The sequence below is a fragment of the Peribacillus phoenicis genome (genome assembly GCF_047238085.1).
Lineage (GTDB): Bacteria > Bacillota > Bacilli > Bacillales > DSM-1321 > Peribacillus.
Map to the genome: position 1 here is coordinate 5351051 of NZ_JBDFMF010000001.1, position 20780 is coordinate 5371830.

Sequence of the window (20780 nt, forward strand, 5' to 3'; positions counted from 1 at the left end):
ATGCTTAGTCTTAATTATTTTTGTTCGGTACTAAGGATACTAAAAGTACTACTTTTCGTTTTCGATGATGACTTAGAGCAAGGATAGTAATACATTGTGCTTAGATGCACTAGGAGGCAACAACAATGGAACAAGGTAAAGTAAAATGGTTTAACGCAGAAAAAGGTTTTGGATTCATCGAACGCGAAAACGGAGACGACGTATTCGTACATTTCTCAGCTATCCAAAGCGAAGGTTTCAAATCTTTAGACGAAGGTCAAGAAGTTACTTTTGAAGTAGAACAAGGTCAACGCGGACCTCAAGCTTCTAACGTTCAAAAAGCATAATTTCAATAACAAAAAAAGACGGATCCTTGTTATAGGGTCTGTCTTTTTTTTTGCTTTGTGAAAATACATAACAAAAAACCCTGCTAAACGATAAGCAGGGTAAATGGTACAAGTAAAGTAAAACGCTTAAAAAGGTTTGACTAAGTATATCATAGTTTTTCTAAAAAATACTAAATTAAATATATTATACTTTTCATGGTATCGATAGGTAATTACTGAAATCATTGAATTGAAGGGACATGAAGGAATTCATGTCCCTTCTTTTTTTCGCCTGAAGATAGGCAAGAGGACATCTTAGCAAAATTCCAGGGGAGCAACTCCGAAGTGAAACAAAAAAACGATGGCCCACATATAAAGACATATAGGGCACTTTCACTAACTTGGTGGAAGGAGGAAAGATTCCAATACATTCAAATATAGATTTGAATATTCAGGGAATTGTGTTATATTATAATCAAACGAAGATTTGAATGAGAGGTGTGAGAAGATGACGGAACTAAAAGATATATGTGATGTTCATCTGCATGATGAAGTGAAGGTTAATCGCATTCAAGTAGAAATGGGCCAGGTGGATATATCCAGCATGTCGAAGCTGTTTAAAGTTATAGGCGATGAAAATAGGGCGAAGATAGCTTATGCGCTCTGTACGGACGAGGAATTGTGTGTGTGCGATCTGGCCAATATCATTGGTGCTTCGATGGCAACAACGTCACATCATCTTCGGACCCTTTATAAACACGCAATCGTAAAATACCGAAAAGAAGGAAAGTTGGCTTTTTATTCTTTGGATGATCACCATATAAAGCAATTGATTCTCATTGCGTTAGAACATCAGCAGGAGGTAAGGGTCGATGGCTGAGTCCCCGATGAAAACATATCGTATCCAGGGTCTATCCTGCACGAATTGTGCGGCTAAATTTGAGAACAATGTCCGTGAACTAGAGGGTGTGAATGATGCCAAAATCAACTTTGGTGCGTCGAAGATTGCGGTACAGGGCAGCGCGACCATTGAAGAGATTGAAAAGGCGGGAGCCTTTGATAATCTGAAGATCCGCGGTGAACAGGAACAGGTAACGCAAAAGGAACCATTTTGGAAGCAAAAAGAAAATATTAAAGTGGTGTCTTCGGTTATCCTATTGCTGGTCAGCTGGATATTGGATAATCGATATGCTGATGGAAGCATCATGCCGGTAATCGGTTATGCGGCTGCAATTATAGTTGGAGGATATTCATTATTTGTCAATGGTTTGAAAAACCTTGTAAGGCTTCGCTTTGATATGCACACCCTTATGACGGTTGCCATCATCGGGGCGGCAGTGCTTGGTGAATGGGGCGAGGGCGCTACCGTCGTCATTCTATTTGCGATAAGTGAAGCATTGGAAAAATATTCGATGGATAAAGCCCGTAATTCCATCGAATCATTAATGAACATCGCACCTAAAGAAGCCTTGATCCTGAGAGGGCATCACGAAATGATGGTTGCTGTTGATGAGATTGAAGTGGGCGACATCATGATCGTTAAACCGGGTCAAAAGCTAGCAATGGATGGCCGGATCATGAAAGGGGCCTCGACACTTAATCAAGCAGCCATTACTGGGGAATCCGAGCCGGTTTTTAAAACGGTTGAGGGTGAAGTGTTTGCCGGAACCTTAAATGGTGAAGGGCTGCTCGAAGTGGAGGTCACGAAGCGGGTCGAGGATACGACGATTGCAAAAATCATCCACCTTGTTGAAGAAGCACAGGCCGAAAAGGCCCCTTCCCAAGCCTTCGTGGATAAATTCGCAAAATTCTATACGCCGGCCATCATGCTCATTGCCTTGGCCATTGCCGTATTACCCCCGATTGTGATGAACGGGGATTGGAGTGATTGGATTTACCGGGGATTGGCTGTACTGGTTGTCGGCTGTCCTTGTGCTTTGGTCATTTCTACGCCCATCGCCATCGTGACAGCTATCGGAAATGCTGCGAAACATGGTGTGCTGATTAAAGGCGGGGTCCATTTGGAGGAAGCGGGAGCCTTAAAGGCGATCGCGTTTGACAAAACGGGTACTTTAACAAAGGGCGTACCTGAAGTGACTGATTTCAAGGTGTTATCTGATGTGTTGAATGAACAGGACGTGCTGGCTATCGCTGCTGCTTTAGAAAGCAGATCACAGCACCCCCTTGCGACGGCCATTCTTCAAAAGGCGGAAAACCACCATGTGGACTATCATTCTTTATTGGTAGAGGATTTTACTGCGATCACCGGTAAAGGCATAAAAGGGAAAATCAATCAAGAAATCTATTACATTGGTAAACCCCATCTTTTTGTAGAAGAGCCAGGTATAGTTTTCTCTGATGATGTGCTTAAATTAATCAGCGGCTTTCAAAATACAGGGAAAACGGTGATGGTGCTTGGTGATCAAGTGAAGCCCCTGGCACTGATCGCAGTGTCAGATGAAATAAGGGAAAGCAGTAAGGAAGCGATTCGGAAACTGCATGAATTGGGCATTGAAAAAACGATCATGCTGACTGGCGATAATATTGGAACGGCAAAAGCAATTGGAGCGGCAGCTGGCGTTCATGAGATTGAGGCGGAGCTATTGCCGCAGGATAAATTGACCATGATCAAACGATGGAAACAAAAATATGATCGAGTGGCCATGGTAGGCGATGGTGTCAATGATGCTCCGGCCTTGGCAGCTTCCACGGTAGGAATCGCAATGGGCGGGGCGGGCACGGATACGGCCCTTGAAACTGCCGATATCGCCTTAATGGGTGATGACTTATCGAAGCTTCCTTATACAATCCGCTTAAGCCGCAAAACATTAAAAATCATAAAGCAGAACATCACGTTTTCATTGGTGATTAAAATCCTGGCCTTATTATTGATAGCCCCGGGGTGGTTAACACTTTGGATGGCGATTTTTGCCGACATGGGTGCGACGTTATTAGTTACATTGAACAGCCTTAGGTTGTTGAGAATAAAAGAATAGAATAATATGGGCTCCCTGGCGCATCTTAAGGTGCACCAGGGAGCTTTTATTTATGAACTTTCCAATTGTTTCATGTGAAACTTTGAAAAAAAGTAGTCGGTCCTCTTATTTTTTTGTTGAAAGTAAAAGGAGGTCCAATGAAAACACTTTGCTAAGGGCAGCAATCGTTATGCAAGCGATGTCGGGTATGCTACAATGTGGCTGGCTTTTAGGCAGCATGAAAGGTTTGTTTAAGTATAATATAGGGAGTAAGGTAAGTACGGAAGGGATTTGAAATGATGGAATTACAGCAAAGGGCAATCTTGGTTGGAGTTAATCTCAACGGTTCAAAGGATTTTGAGTATTCGATGGAGGAATTGGCCAATTTAACGGAAGCATGTGAGGTAGAAGTTGCCGGGACCATCACACAAAATTTGCATCGGGTGAACTCATCACATTTTATCGGTATCGGGAAGATCGAGGAAGTAAAAAATCTCGTTGAGTATAAAGAAGCTAATGTCGTCATTTTTAATGATCAGCTCTCCCCTTCGCAACTTCGTAATCTGGAGAGGGACATGGATTGCAAGGTGATTGACCGGACAATCTTGATTCTGGACATCTTCGCGCATCGGGCGAAAACGAAGGAAGCACAGCTTCAGGTGGAAGTGGCGAAGCTGCAGTATATGCTCCCGCGTCTTGTAGGTTTGAGGGAGTCATTAGGGCGTCAGAGTGGCGGGGTCGGTACAAACAAAGGTGCAGGTGAAAAGCAGTTAGAGCTTGACCGCAGGAGAATCGAGGAAAATATAAGTGTTTTGAATAAGGAACTGGAAGACCTTGTTGCACACCGGCAAACGCAGAGGAAACAGCGGAAAAAGAATGCCATCCCTGTCGTATCCTTAGTCGGTTATACAAATGCAGGTAAATCTTCGATCATGAATGCTTTGATCGAGATGTTCCATCCAACAGCAGAGAAGCAGGTGTTTGAGAGGGATATGCTGTTCGCTACGCTTGAAACATCCGTCCGAAACATTCCGCTGCCGGATAATAAGGAATTTTTATTGACTGATACGGTGGGATTTGTGTCTAAATTGCCCCATCATCTCGTGAAAGCATTCCGATCAACATTAGAAGAAGTGGTAGAAGCGGATCTGTTGATCCATGTTGTCGATTTTTCCAATCCAAATCATGAGCAGCAAATGGAGATAACGGATAAGACTTTAAATGAGATAGGCATTAAAGGGATTCCGACGATTTTTGCCTATAATAAAGCGGACCTTACCGATTTGGAAATCCCTAAGGTGAATCGTGACTCTGTATATATGTCAGCAAAAAACAAAGTCGGCATCGAGGAATTGATCGATCAAATTCGCCAGCATATTTTTGTCGACTATACTCACTGTGAAATGCTGATTCCATATGATCAAGGGCAGCTTGTTTCCTATTTCAATGAAAGTGGTCACATAACGGAAACTGAATATGAGGCAAATGGATATCGAATAAAGCTTGAGTGCAAGAAAACGGATTATGAGAAATATAAACGATACGTTATTCATCCGGAATGAGCCTGCCTGTTGATAAATTGTTAACGGTTTGTTGATAAGTGGAAAAGTTGATTTCTTAATGTGGATAACTTTTGTTAAAATGCTTCTGTTCCGCAAAAACAAAGAGAATATTGCCATATAATATGTGAATAAGTTGTGGATAAAAGTGAAAAGACCCAGGAAACCCTGAATTGAGTTTCTGGGCTTTTTTTATGTGGACAAAGTGTTGATAAGTAGGTTTTGGAACAAATCATCCAAATAATATCAGTAAGTATGATGAAAAGTAAGTTTGAATGTAGAAAAATGACGATGTTTATCATTTATTGTTAGGAAATATAACATGAATATTACATATTGCATATCTAGCATCTGGGAATACTTTACACTTTGTATAATGTAACTTGCTTTTCAACATTATAAAATAAAGAATACTCAATTCTCTGAGGTTTTGAGTTTTTAAGATTAGTAGGGGGGGCTTTTTGTGTTAGAAGGAAGCAGGGATAGAGGCGTGACCAGTGAGAGAATGATAGAAAATAATAAACAAAACGAGAGAATTTTGGCTGGGAAATCGCCATGACTTGTTAGTTGAATAAATTGACAGAAACCATGTTGGCAATGATTTCAATCGTTTAAATATGAGGACAGTAGAGAGAAATGCATGCAATTCCTCCCTTTTTATTTTTCAAAATAAATGTTTGGAAGGAGAAATAGTAGATGAGTATGACGAGCCCGTTAAAAGGTGGTCTAGAGATTAACTTTCAGGAAGCGGAGAGGGGTTTATCCCCAAGGGAAGCTTTGGAAGAATCGAATCGATGTTTATACTGCTATGATGCCCCATGTATCCAAGCCTGTCCGACCGGAATAGATATTCCAGGTTTTATTAAGAAGATAGCTTCAGGTAATTTTAAAGGGTCGGCCAAGACGATCATGACGGCCAATCCTGTCGGTGCCAGCTGTGCGCGGGTATGTCCGACTGAAGAGTTATGTGAGGGAGCATGTGTCCTGAACCATTCTACAAAGCCAATCATGATTGGCAATCTCCAGCGTTATTCCACAGATTGGGCCATCCAAAATAAACAAGCCCTATTCAAGGCCGGGAAAAAGAATGGCAAAAAAGTTGCCATTGTAGGAAGCGGTCCGGCGGGTTTGTCTGCAGCAAGGGAGTTAGCCTTGCTTGGCTACAGTGTAACCATTTTCGAAGCTGAAAAGAATCCAGGAGGATTAAATACTTACGGGATTGTATCGTTCCGTTTGCCTCAGAGCATTTCTTATTGGGAAGTTGAACAAGTAAAGAGTTTGGATGTTGATATTAAAACGAATACACGGGTCGGAGTGGATGTTTCCGCAAATCAGCTGACTGCCGACTATGATGCGGTCATTTTAGCTATCGGCATGTCCGATGTCCCTAAGCTTGGAATTGAAGGGGAGGATTTGGCTGAAGTTTATGATGCAATCGATTTCGTTAAAGCAACGAAAACAGGGGCAATCACTGATAAATTCATTGGGAAGAAGATGGCGGTAATTGGAGCTGGAAACACGGCGATCGATGCCGCGACCTGTTCTGTACGCCTGGGCGCCGAACAGGTGAGCATTATTTATCGTCGTACCCAAAAGGAAATGACAGCCTATGATTTTGAATATGAGTTTGCCAAACAAGAAGGTGTCGGGTTTCACTGGCTGACTGCCCCCTCCAGGATCCTCGCGGATGAAAGCGGTCAGGTTACGGGCATCGAGTGCGTGAAGATGGTGCTTAGCGAGGCAGGGGAAGATGGGCGGCGCCGTCCAGTCCAAATTCCCGGATCGGAGTTCGTCATACCGGTCGATGGGGTCATTCGTGCTATAGGCCAATCCAGGTATGTAGAATTGATTGAACAGTTCGGCATTAAACATGATGATGGTGTCGTTACATTGGATGGTGATTCCTATAAGACATCGCATGAAAAGATCTTTGCGTGCGGTGACGTGATCTTCGGAAAAGGCCAAGGTGAGGCAATGGTTGTTTCAGCTGCCCAGCAAGGGAAAAAGACAGCCTATGAAATTGACTCGATTTTGAATTGCGAAGCGGTGGATATTGCTTAATAACTATAAAAAATAGGAGGCTTATCATGGCTGATTTATCAATTGATCTTGCAGGTATTAAATCTCCCAATCCCTTTTGGCTTGCTTCAGCACCACCTACTAATTCGGGTTATCAAGTCCAGCGCGCATTTGAAGCTGGCTGGGGAGGAGCTGTTTGGAAGACATTGGGTGATCCCATCCTGAATGTCTCATCACGTTTTGCAGCGGTCAGCTTTAATGGACAGAGAGTTGCCGGGTTCAACAATATAGAATTGATTACGGATCGACCGCTTGAAGTGAATCTTAAAGAAATATATGAAACGAAGAAAAGGTTCCCTGATCATGCAATCATTGCATCGGTGATGGTGGAGCCGCAACAGGAAAAGTGGCATGAGATCATCAAGCGCATAGAAGATGTAGGGGTAGATGGTTACGAATTGAACTTTGGCTGCCCGCACGGTATGGCAGAGCGCGGGATGGGAGCTGCTTCGGGACAGGTTCCCGAACTTGTGGAAAAGCAAACATACTGGGCGAAAGAAGCTGCTTCCAAACCTGTCATCGTCAAGCTTACACCGAATATAACCGACATTACGGTTACGGCTGAAGCGGCGGTGCGCGGCGGTGCGGATGCAATAAGCATGATCAATACGATCAACAGCTTGGCAGGAGTGGATATCCATTCATGGAATACGATTCCCCATGTTGGCGGCAAGGGGGCTCACGGAGGGTATTGCGGTCCCGCTGTGAAACCGATCGCTTTGAACATGGTGGCAGAGTGTGCAAGGAATAATAGGATCAATGTTCCCATTTCCGGAATAGGAGGCATTTCAAATTGGCAGGATACGGTGGAATTTTTATTGATGGGTTCCACTGGAGTGCAAATTTGTACGGCTGCCATGCATCACGGTTTTAGAATAGTAGAAGACTTGATTGATGGACTTTCCAATTACCTTGATGAAAAAGGGATATCCTCCGTGATGGATATTGTCGGTAAGTCCGTACCGCGCTATTCCGACTGGGGGAATTTAGATCTTAATTATAAGGTCGTTGCGCGCATTAATAATGATGTGTGCATTAACTGCAATAAATGCCATATTGCGTGTGAAGATACTTCTCATCAATGTATAGATATGTTAAAGGACACGTCAGGCGGCTCCTTTTTGAGAGTGCGCGAAGAAGATTGCGTAGGCTGTAATCTATGCTCGATCGTCTGTCCGGCCGATGGGGCGATCGATATGATCGAATTGACAAATGAATTACCGCCAATGACGTGGAATGAACGACAATCGTTCCTTGGGGGCATAAGCAGTGAAAGTGTTGATTTCGTAAAATGATGGAGGGGTCTAATATGAAGAAAATCATTAAAAATGGAACGATTGCAACGGCTGCAGATACGTATCAAGCCGATATATTGATTGAAAATGAGAAGATTGCAATGATTGGCAAGGACCTCCCGGCTGAGGGGGCTGAAATCATTGATGCAAAAGGAGCTTATATTTTTCCGGGGGGCATTGATCCGCATACACATCTCGATATGCCGTTTGGCGGGACAACGACAAAGGATGATTATGAAACGGGAACGATTGCCGCTGCATATGGAGGCACGACAACGATCATCGACTTTTGTTTGACCGAAAAAGGGGTGCCGTTAAAGAAAGCGATAGAAACATGGCATGAAAAGGCCAATGGAAAAGCGGCCATAGATTACGGTTTCCATTTAATGATCAGTGAGATTAATGATGATGTATTGGCTGAGCTGCCGAGTATCATCGATAATGAAGGGATTTCTTCCTTTAAAGTGTTCATGGCTTACAAGAATGTTTTTCAGGCTGATGATGCCACGCTATACCGCACTCTGTTGCAAGCAAAGGAACTTGGCGCACTTGTCATGGTTCATGCTGAAAATGGCGATGTCATCGATTATCTTACGAAGCAGGCGCTGGCTGAAGGTAACACGGATCCAATTTATCATGCATTAACAAGGCCTCCGGAGCTTGAAGGGGAAGCAACTGGACGGGCTGCCAAACTGACGGAAATGGCAAATGGCCAGCTCTATGTCGTTCATGTCACCTGTGAAGATGCGGTTGAAAAGATCACTGAGGCAAGAAATAAAGGGGTGGATATTTGGGGGGAGACTTGTCCGCAATATCTGGTTCTTGACCAATCTTATCTTGAAAAGCCCCATTTCGAGGGATCTAAGTATGTATGGTCCCCGCCGTTAAGGGAGAAGAAAAACCAGGAAGTGCTATGGAATGCTTTGAAAATGGGCCAGCTGCAAACGATCGGCTCCGATCAATGCTCTTTTGATTTTAAGGGACAGAAGGAACTTGGACGTGAAGATTTCACGAAAATACCGAACGGCGGGCCAACGATTGAGGATCGCATGAGTATCCTCTTTTCTGAAGGGGTCATGAAAGAGCGCATTACCTTGAATCAATTCGTCGACATGACATCTACGCGTGCCGCCAAGCTATTTGGATTATTTCCGAAGAAAGGGACGATAGCGGTAGGTTCGGATGCTGATATTGTCATTTTTGACCCGAAAGTTGAAAGGGCCATTTCTGCAGAAACCCATCACATGGCGGTGGATTATAATGCGTTTGAAGGTATGGAAATTACAGGTGAACCGGTGTCCGTTTTATCGAGAGGTCAATTCGTCATTAAAGACAAACAATTTGTGGGCGAAGTTGGAAAAGGGCAATTCCTGAAACGGGCAAAATATAATGCGTCGCTGAAGCCGGATACCGGGAAAAAGCTTACAGTCTAACTTTGGTAAGGAATCTTGCAAATTAAATTAGGGGGATTTTTATGAGTGAGAAGAAAGATTATTTAAAGTCTCCCGATTTGCTGCCTATACCTCATAGTGAGAAAAACATAAGTGCAGCCGGATTTGGTTTCATTTGGGTGGGCATGGCTGTAGTATTGGCTGCCTTCGCAATCGGTGGGAACGGTGTCCAAAGTTTATCCTTAGGCTGGGTCGTTCTTGCAACGGTCATTGCCTGTGTGGTTCTCGGCTTTTTGATGACAATGACAGGGGATATTGGTGTTGAACATGGAATATCATTCCCCGTTTATATGAGGGCGCCGTTCGGTACGATTGGCACCCACATCCCTTCGGTTGTACGGGGGTTTGTAGCGTCATGCTGGTTCGGCCTCAATACTTACTTTGGAGCTACTGCAATGAACGCTATTTTCACAACCCTTTTTGATTTTGATAATTGGTTTATCTGCTTCCTCATTTTTGCCGTTTTACAATTAGTGAATACGGCAATGGGAATAAAGTCGATAGAACGATTCGCCGACTTGGCGGCGCCCGTCATCATTTTAATTTCCGGCTGGATGTATTTCACTCTATCCGATCAGGCTATAGCCCAAGGAAGAGATGTATGGTCCTGGATTGAAAGTCCGGTCACTGGCGGGGCCGCCGCAACGGCTTTCATGGTCGTCATTATGGCAAATATGGGATTTTGGGGCACGTTGACTGCAGATATGCCTACGCTTTCCCGCTATATAAAGGCACCAAAAAATGAAAAAAATTGGTTCAAGCGCAATAAGGGGCAAATAATTGGGAATATTATCACCTATCCCATCACCCAGACTTTCATGGTGATTATCGGTGCGGTTTCTTATATGGCCGTTTCCAATTATGATCCTGTAGTTGCCATACAGGGATCAGCAAGTGGAATTGCCCTCGGCGTCCTTTTGATCATGATCGTATTTGCTCAATGGTCGACGAATACTACAGCCAATGTCATTCCCGCAGCTACCATTTTCTCCAATGTCATGGGTCCTAAAATGCCATTTTGGGCAGGGGTCGTTGTAGCGGGGGTTATTGGGATAGTAGTTCAGCCATGGAGCCTGTTCGGCATCATCATAGAAGTTTTATTAATAATAGGTGGAATCCTGGCATCCATTGTCGGCATCCTGGTATCGGATTACTATTTCCTTCGTAAACGGAGAGTGAATGTACAAGAACTCTATGAAAGTGAAGGCCAGTATAAGTACTTGAATGGAGTGAATTGGGCAGGAATCATTTCTTGGGTGATTGGAGGAATTGGTGCCACGATTTTTTCAAATTATTCGTTTATTATTGGCTTTCTTCTCGGCGGTGCAAGTTATTTTATATTAGCCAAGTATTGGTGGTTCAAGCGATATGAACAAGCTGAAATCATTGATCCGAGCGATGAGAAATATTTAGGCATTTCCGTCGGAAGGGATTGGATAATCGGAAATGGCCCAGAACTTGAGGAAGAGATGGTTTTTACGGCTACGACCACCGGCAAGGAGAACGTTTGAAAAAGGGGGGAATGGAAATGTCCGAATATCAAGAGTATCGCTTAGAAAGGGAACAAATCGATTTTTTACTTGAAAGAGGATATCGAATCACCCGGGTTTCCGAAAGTTTAAGTGGAGCCTTTCTCGATTTTGAACTGATTGAAGGAACGAAGCAGGAATGGAAGCAATTGAACATCAAAACCCCGGAAGGAAGGAAATACTTCTCTACATTGCTTTTCAAAAAAAAATTGAATTGAAATCGTTTTGGACCGGGCCTATTCCTCACGAATGGGCCCTTTTTGTTCGAGTTTTTTGTAGAATTTTGACGTTAGATTTTCTGACAAGTGTCTGGAGATTTAAGGTTTGTCCGTTTATAATAGATTTTAAAGCAGTTTTATAAAAGGATGTGGCTGGATGAATACATCGATTACAATCGAGGAAATTCTAACACGCAAGCATTTTAATCTGACGGATATAATTGCAGGTAGAAGTGGGATAAAGCGTCAAGTGAAGTGGGTCCACTGCATGGAAGTCACCCAAATCAGCCATTTGTTAAATGGAAACGAACTGATACTGACTACCGGTTTAGGGTGGAAAGACTGCGATGACACATTTCTATCCTACTTAAGACAGTTAATAGAATGCGATGCAGCTGGACTCTGTATAGAGATTGGCGCCAACACCATGGCAGTGCCGCAATGTGCCATCGATCTCGCAAATGAACGGCAATTCCCTATCATCCTATTTCATGAAGAAGTCCCTTTCGTAGAAATCACGCAGGATATACATTCCCTTATCATCAATAAACAATATGAGATGATCTCCAACTTAGAAAACTACTCACAGCAGTTAAATAAAAATCTCCTCGAAATTGACCATTATGAACCAATTCTAAAATTTCTCCACAGCTATTTAAATGTACAGGTTATTCTTATCTTTAATGAAAATGATATAGCCAGCATTCCAAAAATAAAGAAAAAAACAACCTATCAAATGGTGGCGGACATATACGAAGAGAAGCGGAAATTGGATAAAACCGTTCTTGGACAGCCGATTCAAGTGCTCGGTGAAAATTATGCGGAACTGCTCATCTGCAGCAACGACAGAGAGTTGACTGATTTTGATTCACTGATCTTGGATCGAACGGCTACCGCATTGGCACAGCATCTATTAAGGGAGATATATATAGAAGAAAAGAAAATGTCGGAAGAAAGTAAATGGCTTACAAATTGGATTGAAGGTGAATATAGTGACGAAGCAATCCGGGAGAGGCTATCCTATATTGATCCGAAAATGCAGTTGGATGGGGGTATTGTTTGCATTTGCAAACAACACCCAAAGTATGATAAAAGTTCCGCAAAGTTAGATGGAACCTATTTTAAGATTATGTTTCGAACAATTTTTGAACAGTACGGCTTTCAGATATTTTCCATGGAAGTGCATCAGCATCTTGTTTTTATTTTGGGTGATAATCGTCCATCTGAAGATTGGAAATCAAGGGTTACAAGCGCGGTGGATCGAATCATGAAAATGGATGTAAGCGGGCGAAATCGTATGGGTCTGCTTTCCATTGGTTTTGGAAAGCATGTTCAAAGGTTAAGTGAGATTTATAAAAGTTATGAAACGGCCCGTGAAACTTTGCTGCTTCAGGATACGTTACCAGAGGATAACAGGAGCATCTTTTATCAGGACTTACATATGCATCGCATGATTTCGCTCATAAATAAGCATGGTAATCTGGAGGAAACGGTGTACGAATATTTAGGTCCTGTCATTGAATATGACAAGCAAAACAATGGTGAGTTAATGCCAACATTAAAGACCTACCTTGCCTGTAACGGTTCTAAACAGGAAACATCGAAACAACTATTCATTGTCCGGCAAACGCTATATCATAGGCTTGAAAAATTGGAGAAACTGCTAGGTTCTGATTTTATGCGTTCAGATAAGCGTCTGGGCCTTGAATTCATGATTTTTGCATTGGACTTCTTGCAATACAGCAGCAGGAAAATCAGTGGAAAATATGTAGACAAATATATTGGAAGATAAAAATAAGTAAGACTGAAGGGTGTCCCGGGGACATCCTTTTTTGAATGCAAGGAAAGGGAGGCAGATAACAAGGTTAATGCTGACATCAAAATGGCCTATATAGCTCCTTGATGTCAGCATCTTTTATTAATATTCATCTTTTTTGGAAAGGCAGCGGTCACATTCCAAGAGGTAGGATTCAGCTTGTTCAATGATATGGGTCCCGCATTCCGTACATTGTTTAGGCGGCAGTGTCCTGAAGAATTCCAAAGGGTTTTTAGTTTGCATGATGATTCCTCCTCATGATTTGGTTTAATCAGTCTTCGTGTTTGGAAAGGCAGTGATCACATTCCATCAAGTAGGATTCAGCTTGTTCAGTGATATGGGTTCCGCACTCCGTACATTGTTTAGGCGGCAGTGTCCTGAAGAATTCCAAAGGGTTTTTGGTTTGCATGATGATTCCTCCTTTTTGATTTGGTTTAATCAGTCTTCACGTTTGGAAAGGCAGTAGTCACATTCCATTAAGTAGGATTCAGCTTGTTCAGTGATATGGGTTCCGCATTCCGTACATTGTTTAGGCGGCAGTGTCCTGAAGAATTCCAGTGGATTTATAGTTTGCATGATGGTTCCTCCTTTTTGATTTGGTTTAATCAGTCTTCGCGTCTGGAAAGGCAGCGGTCACATTCCATTAAGTAGGATTCAGCATGCTCGTTAATATGTTCACCGCACTCGGGGCAATGTTTTGCAGGGATATTGTTAAAAAACTCAATGGATTTTTTCATTTGCATGATGATTTCCTCCTTTTAATGTTAGATATATTTTCCGATCGCTTTATTCTTCACGTTTGGAAAGGCAGCGATCGCATTCCATCAGATAGGAATCTGAGTGGTCCACATGTGTTTCACCACATTCCGGGCAATGTTTAAATGAATCGATTATGAGTAAATCTGATTGATTTGCTTGCATGTCTCGCTCCCCCTCTTTATAGTACAGTTTTTGTTGTTTGCTTGTTGTTATAATACAGTATATACCCGAATTTGGAAAATGTATAGGTATTTTACAGAAAATTTGAAATTTTTTTCTCTGATTGTCTAAAAACCCTATAGGTAAGGGAATCATCATCTGTTTATTTTTGGATTTTTCTTCACGGCAAGTAGGAAATGGAAGAAATAACGCTTTTTATAAAACGAAAAAACAAAGAGGGAGCGAAACGGACAGACAATTTTCAATGTGTTGTGATAGGCATTAATGTAACAGATGAGAAACAGGAAGATCAGTGATCAATGAATGCCTGTTTCACAGTCGATGTAACATATAAGAGAGCTCGTTCTAAAATGTCAGCAAAATTCAAGCGGCAGCGATTATGTGTAAGTTCCTGTCTGTGTGGTTTTAATACATCAGTAAAGAGGTAACTTGCTAGTAGAAGTACAATAATGGGGGGGAGCATATGTCGAAAGCAATGATTATCGTCAATCCATCTTCAGGCAAGGAAAAGGCAGGGAAGATTTTACCGAAAGCGGAAAAGGCACTTGGTGAAATTTTTGATGAGGTATGCGTTCGTAAAACGGAAGGAGAGGGGGATGCTACGGGTTTTGCTAAGGAGGCCTGTGCAGAAAGGTTCGATGCTGTCATTTCCATGGGTGGGGATGGAACGGTGAACGAGATAGTGAATGGTTTGGGCGAGCAGCAGCATCGGCCTACGTTCGGAATCATTCCACTAGGAACCATCAATGATTTCGCTAGATCTTTGGGAATACCACTGAATCCCAATGCTGCCATCGAGATATTGAAGGATATGCATATTAAGGAATCGGATATAGGGAAGATCAATGACCGTTACTTCATGAATGTGTTGGCAGTAGGGGCAATCGCCGAAGCCACCTATAATGTTACCGTTGAACAAAAAACCCGTCTTGGGTCTTTTGCATATTTCATTGAAGGAGCAAAAGCGATCATTAAAAAAACTCCGTTTCCTTTAACGGTTGAACATGATCAGGGAAAGTGGATGGGCGAGGCTCATTTACTAATTGCAACAATGACTAACTCTGTCGGCGGTTTCGAACAACTTGCACCAGAGGCGGAAGTGAATGATGGAAAGCTGCACACATTCATCATTAAGGATTTATCTCTTCCTCTCATCGTCAAGATCATTCCCAGTTTGATCAGGGGGGAGATCATGGGGAATGACGAAGTTGAATATATTAAAACTTCCAAGCTCCATTTAACTACATCAGAGGAACTTGCAGTCAATATCGATGGAGATGAAGGCATTCTTCTTCCTTTCCAGGCAAATGTACTGCACAAACATCTTCGTCTCTTTGTCCCGGGAACTAAATAACTTGTTATATGGTTCATTGTCATTCATCATGTGGTAAAGCTGATTATGGGTTAGCCAATCAGCTTTTTTTCTATGCGGTTACCCAAGGTTTATTGATGGATTTGATTTGTGATGTTCATCGTGCACAACGTAAGCTCCTTCGCTTTTATAAAAGGTATTATTATTCAGGAGGATTCCAGGTTAGAATAGTTAATGCATGAATGACTGGGTATAAATATGTTACGCTTATAGTTATGATTATAGATGAGAGAGGAAGTTTGATGTTTGTATGGAGTTTTTTCTTGTTATATTAGCGCTTCTTATATTGATTGGAGTGTCTAATGTAATTAACCATTTTATACCCTTTATACCTGTACCATTAATACAAATAGCACTGGGTGTCATATTGGCACTTTTACCCCTGGGTATGCATGTTGAGATGGAGACGGAATTATTTTTGCTATTATTCATCGCACCCCTATTATTCAATGATGGTAAAAATGTACCACGAACAGCACTTTGGAAGTTGAGAGCACCCATTCTGATGCTTGCACTAGGCCTGGTATTCATTACGGTTTGGGCAGGCGGGTATTTAATTAATTGGATGATCCCTTCGATACCATTGCCGGCAGCGTTCGCTTTAGCGGCCATTTTGTCACCTACGGATGTAGTGGCAGTAAGCGCTTTGGCTAGTCGGGTCAAGTTACCGAAGAGCATCATGCACCTTCTCGAAGGCGAAGGGCTAATGAATGATGCCTCAGGTTTAGTTGCCTTTAAGTTTGCCGTTGCAGCTACAGTCACTGGTGTTTTCTCCTTAGTGGACGCAACCTTCAGTTTCATATGGATTGCAATTGGTGGGTTTGTAGGTGGAGCGATACTAGCTTTCATCATTATCAGGCTTCGTGTATTTCTTCGCCGTTTAGGGATGGAAGATGTCACGATGCATATGCTGATCCAAATCCTAACTCCTTTTATTATTTTCCTCGCTGTGGAACATTTCCACCTTTCTGGGATTTTGGCAGTCGTGGCTGGGGGAATTGTCCATGCCATTGAACGAGATCGGGAAATATCACCAACTGTGGAACTTCAAGTCGTTTCAAAGAGTACATGGTCCGTCATTTTATATGTATTGAATGGTCTTGTATTCGTTTTGCTTGGCTTGCAAATCCCAAGCGTTGCGAAAACTATCTTTCAAGATCCAGCCTTCAATAATGGACAAGTGATCCTTTATATCGTGATCATTACACTTTTCCTCTTCGCTTTACGATTCATTTGGCTTACGGCTGCCTGGTCGATTGGCTGGATGACGAAAAAAGCGGGAGCCCAAAAACCAGACTTAAAAGCTGCTGGAATCATTACCATTTCCGGTGTTCGCGGAGCTGTAACGTTAGCGGGTTCGTTCTCGATTCCATATGTGTTGGCAGATGGAAGTCCTTTTCCTGAGCGTTCGTTAATCATTTTCATTGCAGCGGGTGTCATATTGCTGACACTGATTGTTGCGAGTGTATTTCTGCCAATCGTGGCACGGTCAGAAGAAGAGGAAGTGGTGGACAAGCAGGCTGACAAAACGAAAGCTGCTGCCATTCACTCACATCAAGCCGCTATTCGGGTGATTGAGTCCCAAATGACAGATGAAAACCGGGAAGCGGCTTTATCGATCATTTCCAGGTACTGTACCAAGATCAATGAACTGTCCTATGTAGAACAGGATAAAGAACCGGCTGCATTAAGGGAAGAAGAGAAGGACCTTCGCTTCAAGGCCCTTGAAGCAGAGCAAAGATTCCTGGATAAACTTATTAAGGATGAAAAAGTGGACCGGGAAACGGCGTATATATGCAAGGAATACATCCAGCGTATGGAAGGCGCCGTAACAAATCGACTGAAGTTCCGTTTTTTCAGGTCAGTAACGCTTTTCAGAAGAAGTATGCTAAGGGTTTTAAAATTATTTTTCCCTAATAAAAGTGAAATAAGAAAAATCAATCTTGAGAGATTGGAAAAGGTCAGGGATCTTAAAATCAGGATGTATAAAGCTGCCATCCAAGAGATACAAGCCGGAATTACAGCCGATAATCATAAGACATCCTCGATGATCATAGACGAGTATAAAGTGTTGATTTTAAAATGCAAACGTGAAAATAGAGGCCGTACCCCGAGTAAAATGGTCGAATATGAAAGAGAGCTGTTCTATAAAGCGATCCAGGCAGAACGGGACGAAGTGCAGGATATGTTTGAAAAACGACAAATCTCCCGTGATGTTGCCAACATACTCCGCCAGCAAATCAATTTACGGGAAGCACTGACAATCAATGAAAATACACACTGATTAACAGAAGGAGCACTGCCGATATATTCGGCAGTGCTCCTTCCGGTTTGTGAAGGGAATATCGGACCGGGTATCGAATATTTAATGTATCCAATAATTGATGAAAGAGGCTGTACTTAATGGAAAAGGAAATCGGGACCATCACCTTAACACCTTATTTACCGGAACATCTTCACCAGCTTTCCCAGTTTTATTTACCGGGTACACAAACCCCTTTTTCAGCTTTGCCGGAAGAGTCACTGAAATATTGCCGGGAAGATTGCGACAGGCACCCTATCGTAATATTGGCCGATGGTATCCCTGTTGGCTTTTTCGTTTTACACATTGGCGAAAACATCGCCCCTTTCACCAGCGATAAAAAAGCGATATTACTCCGTGGATTTCTTATTGATCAAAAACATCAGGGCAAAGGGATTGCGAACAAAGCGTTGCAAATCCTTCCGGAATTCGCAAAAGGGATTTTTCCAAACAAGGATTCGATCATTCTGGCAGTGGACGTCATGAACGTGATTGCAAAAATTCTTTATGCAAAATCGGGGTTTCAGGATACAGGGATTCAGAAGGAAGGCAGAAGCGGGGTGATGGAGATAATGGAATACAGATTAGATACGCTGAACAAGGATATGGAATAAGGGATGAATTACAAATATTGTTGGCATGTAGACTTTTCCAAAAGGGGAGGTCTTTTTTTTGTCCAATTTGTTACAGGTTTCATTATTAAACCAGTGATTTAGAAGGGCTGCTTTTAATAATGCCGCTGCCTTATGGTACACTTTACTTAATGTAAAATTCGTTAATCGAGGTGTAGTCCTAATGAAAACAGTCGTAGTCGTAGGTGGGGGCATTACCGGTTTATCAACCATGTATTATTTACAAAAAACAGTTAAAGCGAGAAGTCTCTCGGTACGATTGATATTAATAGAAGGAAATGAGGAACTTGGCGGTAAAATAAGGACTGTACACGAAGGTCCTTTTAAAATTGAAGCGGGTGCCGATTCGATTGTCGCCAGGAAACAAAATATACAACCATTTCTTAAGGAATTGAACCTGGAGGATCAAGTTGTCTTTAATGCGACGGGAAAGTCATTCATCCATACAGACGGGATGCTGAAGGGAATCCCCGAAGATGCCCTATTCGGAATACCAATGAGCCTGGAGTCGCTGGCGAAAAGTGATCTGGTTTCTGCCCAAGGGAAGGTCGACGCTTTAAAGGATTATTATACAAAAAATGAGACCTTTACGAAAAATGACTCTATCGGTTTATTTCTTGAAAGCTTCTTAGGCAAGGAATTGGTGCAAAAGCAGATATCGCCTGTCCTTTCGGGTGTTTACTCAGGAAAATTAAATGAATTGACCATTGCCAAAACACTGCCAGAGATGCTGGATTATAAAAATCAATATGGCAGTATAATACGCGGTCTATCGGAAAATAAGCATAAATACCAAAGCAAGGGAAATAAGAAGTTCCTTTCGTTTAAAAATGGCTTATCAACATTGGTTGAACGAATTGAGGAAAGCCTCGATATGGTCGAGATTTTAAAAGGGGTCCGTGTAGCTGAAATTGGAAGAAATGATGAGGGGTATATCATTTCATTGGCAAACGGTGAAACGCTCGAAACGGACTTTATCGTGTTGAGTACACCGCATACTGTTGCCCAGAAATTATTGGGAGATCGGGAGTTGGATGAGGACTTCGACGGTTTGATCAATAGTTCGATGATTAGCGTTTATCTTGGATTCGATATCCCGGACAGCATGCTTCCTAAAGACGGGACAGGTTTCATTGCAGGTGATAATAGTGATTTGATCTGCAATGCATGTACCTGGACAAGCCGGAAATGGGAGCATACTTCTGAAAACAGTCAGCTTTTGGTAAGGCTTTTTTATAAAAGCTCAAGTCCGGACTATGAACGATTACGGTCACTTACAAACCAGGAATTAATCTCCGTGGCTTTACGCGACATTGAAAACAGTCTAAGTATTTCTGGGAATCCAATTACGAGTGAAGTGACGAAATGGCATGAAAATATGCCAAACTACCATATTAAACATCCTCAAATCGTTCAATCGCTGGAGGCGAAAATCTCCGAGAATTATCCGAATGTTTTACTTGCGGGCTGTTCATACAATGGTGTCGGAATCCCGGACTGTATTGCTGATGGGGAAAAGAAAGCAAAAGAAATATGTCTGAAGTTGTAAAAGGGGGACTGCCAGGTGGCGGTCCTTTTTTTATGCATGCCGGAAATTCCGTTTGAAGTTTCCGGCATTTCCTGTATAATGATATTCGTAAAATTAAACTGAAAGTTTACTTATATAAAACTTTATCTACTGTGGGTTTACTATAAGTAAATTGTTGAGGGTAAATATGATGCAAATTGGAAAAAAAATAAAGAACCTTCGCTTGAAAAAAGGATTGACCCAGGAAGAATTGGGGGAAAGAACGGATTTAAGCAAAGGATATATTTCACAGTTGGAAAGGGATCTTAGTTCCCCATCAATTGAAACTCTTTTCAATATTTTAGAAGTGCTTGGCTGCACGCCGAAGCAGTTCTTCGATGAAGAGGATCAAGTCCAAAAGGTAGTGTATGAAGAAGAGGCACAAACGTTTTTCATCGATGAAGAACGCGGGTATCAAATCCAGTGGCTCGTGCCTGAATCGAATGAGAAGGAAATGGAACCTATTCGACTGACTCTCCAGGAAAAGGGGGAGTTCAAACAATTTGAACCATCCTTGTCGGAAACATTCGGCTATGTATTAAACGGAAGAGTCATTGTAAAGCTTGGTAAACATACGTATTTCGTCAAGGCAGGGGAGTCGATTTATTTTCATGCTTCAGATGAACATCAAATCATCAATGATTTTGAAGGTCCTTCCGATTTATTACTCGTGGTGACGGAATCATACTTATAGAATTCAAATCAAATGCAATCGCTGAAAATTGATGAGTAAGGTAATGG

20 protein-coding genes are annotated in these 20780 nt (G+C 42.2%); 15 read left to right on the forward strand and 5 right to left on the reverse strand.

Features of this window, described 5'->3' with window-relative positions; all coding sequences use genetic code 11:
• Window positions 1-125 precede the first annotated feature (125 nt).
• The 10 genes from ABC374_RS26635 to ABC374_RS26680 all read left to right on the forward strand — a co-directional run bounded on the left by ABC374_RS26635 (window position 126) and on the right by ABC374_RS26680 (window position 13203).
• The gene (locus ABC374_RS26635) at window positions 126-326 is read left to right on the forward strand and encodes a cold-shock protein (protein ID WP_034304915.1); all 201 of its coding nucleotides are present in this window, start codon (window positions 126-128) and stop codon (window positions 324-326) included.
• 487 nt (window positions 327-813) lie between these two features.
• A complete protein-coding gene (locus tag ABC374_RS26640; protein WP_101225672.1) occupies window positions 814-1185 on the forward strand; it encodes an ArsR/SmtB family transcription factor in 372 nt (123 codons plus the stop codon).
• Window positions 1178-3301, forward strand: a complete 2124-nt coding sequence (locus ABC374_RS26645; protein ID WP_413020162.1) for a heavy metal translocating P-type ATPase — start codon at window positions 1178-1180, stop codon at window positions 3299-3301. Before ABC374_RS26640 ends, ABC374_RS26645 begins: the two co-directional genes overlap by 8 nt.
• Before the next feature lie 275 nt (window positions 3302-3576).
• Window positions 3577-4842: a GTPase HflX gene (hflX, locus tag ABC374_RS26650; protein WP_413020164.1), complete on the forward strand. Its 1266-nt coding sequence runs from the start codon at window positions 3577-3579 to the stop codon at window positions 4840-4842.
• Window positions 4843-5541: 699 nt separating this feature from the next.
• Complete coding sequence (locus ABC374_RS26655; RefSeq protein WP_413020443.1) at window positions 5542-6900, forward strand: NAD(P)-dependent oxidoreductase; 1359 nt, start codon at window positions 5542-5544, stop codon at window positions 6898-6900.
• A 26-nt stretch (window positions 6901-6926) separates the two neighbouring features.
• The gene (preA, locus tag ABC374_RS26660; RefSeq protein WP_350300901.1) at window positions 6927-8213 is read left to right on the forward strand and encodes an NAD-dependent dihydropyrimidine dehydrogenase subunit PreA; all 1287 of its coding nucleotides are present in this window, start codon (window positions 6927-6929) and stop codon (window positions 8211-8213) included.
• A gap of 14 nt (window positions 8214-8227) precedes the next feature.
• A complete protein-coding gene (gene hydA / locus ABC374_RS26665; protein ID WP_413020165.1) occupies window positions 8228-9646 on the forward strand; it encodes a dihydropyrimidinase in 1419 nt (472 codons plus the stop codon).
• A gap of 41 nt (window positions 9647-9687) precedes the next feature.
• Window positions 9688-11175 carry an NCS1 family transporter gene (locus tag ABC374_RS26670; protein ID WP_350300903.1) on the forward strand — a complete coding sequence of 496 codons (1488 nt, stop codon included), beginning with the start codon at window positions 9688-9690 and terminating at the stop codon, window positions 11173-11175.
• Between the two features lie 17 nt (window positions 11176-11192).
• A complete protein-coding gene (locus ABC374_RS26675) occupies window positions 11193-11411 on the forward strand; it encodes a hypothetical protein (protein ID WP_034304894.1) in 219 nt (72 codons plus the stop codon).
• Between the two features lie 157 nt (window positions 11412-11568).
• Window positions 11569-13203 (forward strand): PucR family transcriptional regulator, encoded by a 1635-nt coding sequence (locus ABC374_RS26680; protein ID WP_413020166.1) that lies wholly within the window; start codon window positions 11569-11571, stop codon window positions 13201-13203.
• A gap of 126 nt (window positions 13204-13329) precedes the next feature.
• Here ABC374_RS26680 and yhfH (ABC374_RS26685) read toward each other — a convergent pair whose 3' ends face one another.
• Genes yhfH (ABC374_RS26685) through yhfH (ABC374_RS26705) form a run of 5 tightly spaced genes read right to left on the reverse strand, consistent with a single transcriptional unit; the run spans window position 13330 to window position 14148 of the window.
• Window positions 13330-13470, reverse strand: coding sequence for a protein YhfH (gene yhfH / locus ABC374_RS26685; protein WP_072274044.1), 141 nt, complete (start codon window positions 13468-13470; stop codon window positions 13330-13332).
• 28 nt (window positions 13471-13498) lie between these two features.
• Complete coding sequence (yhfH, locus tag ABC374_RS26690; protein ID WP_101225681.1) at window positions 13499-13636, reverse strand: protein YhfH; 138 nt, start codon at window positions 13634-13636, stop codon at window positions 13499-13501.
• A 29-nt stretch (window positions 13637-13665) separates the two neighbouring features.
• The gene (gene yhfH, locus ABC374_RS26695) at window positions 13666-13803 is read right to left on the reverse strand and encodes a protein YhfH (protein WP_096340823.1); all 138 of its coding nucleotides are present in this window, start codon (window positions 13801-13803) and stop codon (window positions 13666-13668) included.
• 29 nt (window positions 13804-13832) lie between these two features.
• Window positions 13833-13970 carry a protein YhfH gene (yhfH, locus tag ABC374_RS26700; RefSeq protein ID WP_350300905.1) on the reverse strand — a complete coding sequence of 46 codons (138 nt, stop codon included), beginning with the start codon at window positions 13968-13970 and terminating at the stop codon, window positions 13833-13835.
• Window positions 13971-14013: 43 nt separating this feature from the next.
• Window positions 14014-14148 carry a protein YhfH gene (yhfH, locus tag ABC374_RS26705; protein ID WP_137017534.1) on the reverse strand — a complete coding sequence of 45 codons (135 nt, stop codon included), beginning with the start codon at window positions 14146-14148 and terminating at the stop codon, window positions 14014-14016.
• A gap of 481 nt (window positions 14149-14629) precedes the next feature.
• Between yhfH (ABC374_RS26705) and ABC374_RS26710 the strand changes: the two genes are divergently transcribed.
• The 5 genes from ABC374_RS26710 to ABC374_RS26730 all read left to right on the forward strand — a co-directional run bounded on the left by ABC374_RS26710 (window position 14630) and on the right by ABC374_RS26730 (window position 20733).
• Entirely contained in the window at window positions 14630-15520 is an 891-nt protein-coding gene (locus tag ABC374_RS26710) for a diacylglycerol/lipid kinase family protein (protein ID WP_413020167.1), read from the forward strand.
• A 268-nt stretch (window positions 15521-15788) separates the two neighbouring features.
• Window positions 15789-17822, forward strand: a complete 2034-nt coding sequence (locus ABC374_RS26715; protein ID WP_413020168.1) for a Na+/H+ antiporter — start codon at window positions 15789-15791, stop codon at window positions 17820-17822.
• A 119-nt stretch (window positions 17823-17941) separates the two neighbouring features.
• Window positions 17942-18454, forward strand: coding sequence for a GNAT family N-acetyltransferase (locus ABC374_RS26720; RefSeq protein ID WP_350300908.1), 513 nt, complete (start codon window positions 17942-17944; stop codon window positions 18452-18454).
• 181 nt (window positions 18455-18635) lie between these two features.
• A complete protein-coding gene (locus ABC374_RS26725) occupies window positions 18636-20021 on the forward strand; it encodes a protoporphyrinogen oxidase (RefSeq protein ID WP_413020170.1) in 1386 nt (461 codons plus the stop codon).
• 169 nt (window positions 20022-20190) lie between these two features.
• Window positions 20191-20733 (forward strand): helix-turn-helix domain-containing protein, encoded by a 543-nt coding sequence (locus ABC374_RS26730; protein ID WP_230178743.1) that lies wholly within the window; start codon window positions 20191-20193, stop codon window positions 20731-20733.
• The last annotated feature ends 47 nt before the right edge of the window (window positions 20734-20780 follow it).

Bases quoted from the DNA above. Each gene is read 5' to 3' on its own strand.
- yhfH (WP_101225681.1), bottom strand. From the start codon at position 13,636: ATGCAAACCAAAAACCCTTTGGAATTCTTCAGGACACTGCCGCCTAAA.
- ABC374_RS26675 (WP_034304894.1), top strand. From the start codon at position 11,193: ATGTCCGAATATCAAGAGTATCGCTTAGAAAGGGAACAAATCGATTTT.
- ABC374_RS26640 (WP_101225672.1), top strand. From the start codon at position 814: ATGACGGAACTAAAAGATATATGTGATGTTCATCTGCATGATGAAGTG.
- yhfH (WP_072274044.1), bottom strand. From the start codon at position 13,470: ATGCAAACTAAAAACCCTTTGGAATTCTTCAGGACACTGCCGCCTAAA.
- preA (WP_350300901.1), top strand. From the start codon at position 6,927: ATGGCTGATTTATCAATTGATCTTGCAGGTATTAAATCTCCCAATCCC.
- ABC374_RS26645 (WP_413020162.1), top strand. From the start codon at position 1,178: ATGGCTGAGTCCCCGATGAAAACATATCGTATCCAGGGTCTATCCTGC.
- ABC374_RS26710 (WP_413020167.1), top strand. From the start codon at position 14,630: ATGTCGAAAGCAATGATTATCGTCAATCCATCTTCAGGCAAGGAAAAG.
- ABC374_RS26680 (WP_413020166.1), top strand. From the start codon at position 11,569: ATGAATACATCGATTACAATCGAGGAAATTCTAACACGCAAGCATTTT.
- ABC374_RS26655 (WP_413020443.1), top strand. From the start codon at position 5,542: ATGACGAGCCCGTTAAAAGGTGGTCTAGAGATTAACTTTCAGGAAGCG.
- yhfH (WP_137017534.1), bottom strand. From the start codon at position 14,148: ATGCAAGCAAATCAATCAGATTTACTCATAATCGATTCATTTAAACAT.
- ABC374_RS26635 (WP_034304915.1), top strand. From the start codon at position 126: ATGGAACAAGGTAAAGTAAAATGGTTTAACGCAGAAAAAGGTTTTGGA.
- ABC374_RS26720 (WP_350300908.1), top strand. From the start codon at position 17,942: ATGGAAAAGGAAATCGGGACCATCACCTTAACACCTTATTTACCGGAA.
- ABC374_RS26730 (WP_230178743.1), top strand. From the start codon at position 20,191: ATGCAAATTGGAAAAAAAATAAAGAACCTTCGCTTGAAAAAAGGATTG.
- hflX (WP_413020164.1), top strand. From the start codon at position 3,577: ATGATGGAATTACAGCAAAGGGCAATCTTGGTTGGAGTTAATCTCAAC.
- ABC374_RS26670 (WP_350300903.1), top strand. From the start codon at position 9,688: ATGAGTGAGAAGAAAGATTATTTAAAGTCTCCCGATTTGCTGCCTATA.
- yhfH (WP_096340823.1), bottom strand. From the start codon at position 13,803: ATGCAAACTATAAATCCACTGGAATTCTTCAGGACACTGCCGCCTAAA.
- hydA (WP_413020165.1), top strand. From the start codon at position 8,228: ATGAAGAAAATCATTAAAAATGGAACGATTGCAACGGCTGCAGATACG.
- ABC374_RS26725 (WP_413020170.1), top strand. From the start codon at position 18,636: ATGAAAACAGTCGTAGTCGTAGGTGGGGGCATTACCGGTTTATCAACC.
- yhfH (WP_350300905.1), bottom strand. From the start codon at position 13,970: ATGCAAATGAAAAAATCCATTGAGTTTTTTAACAATATCCCTGCAAAA.
- ABC374_RS26715 (WP_413020168.1), top strand. From the start codon at position 15,789: ATGGAGTTTTTTCTTGTTATATTAGCGCTTCTTATATTGATTGGAGTG.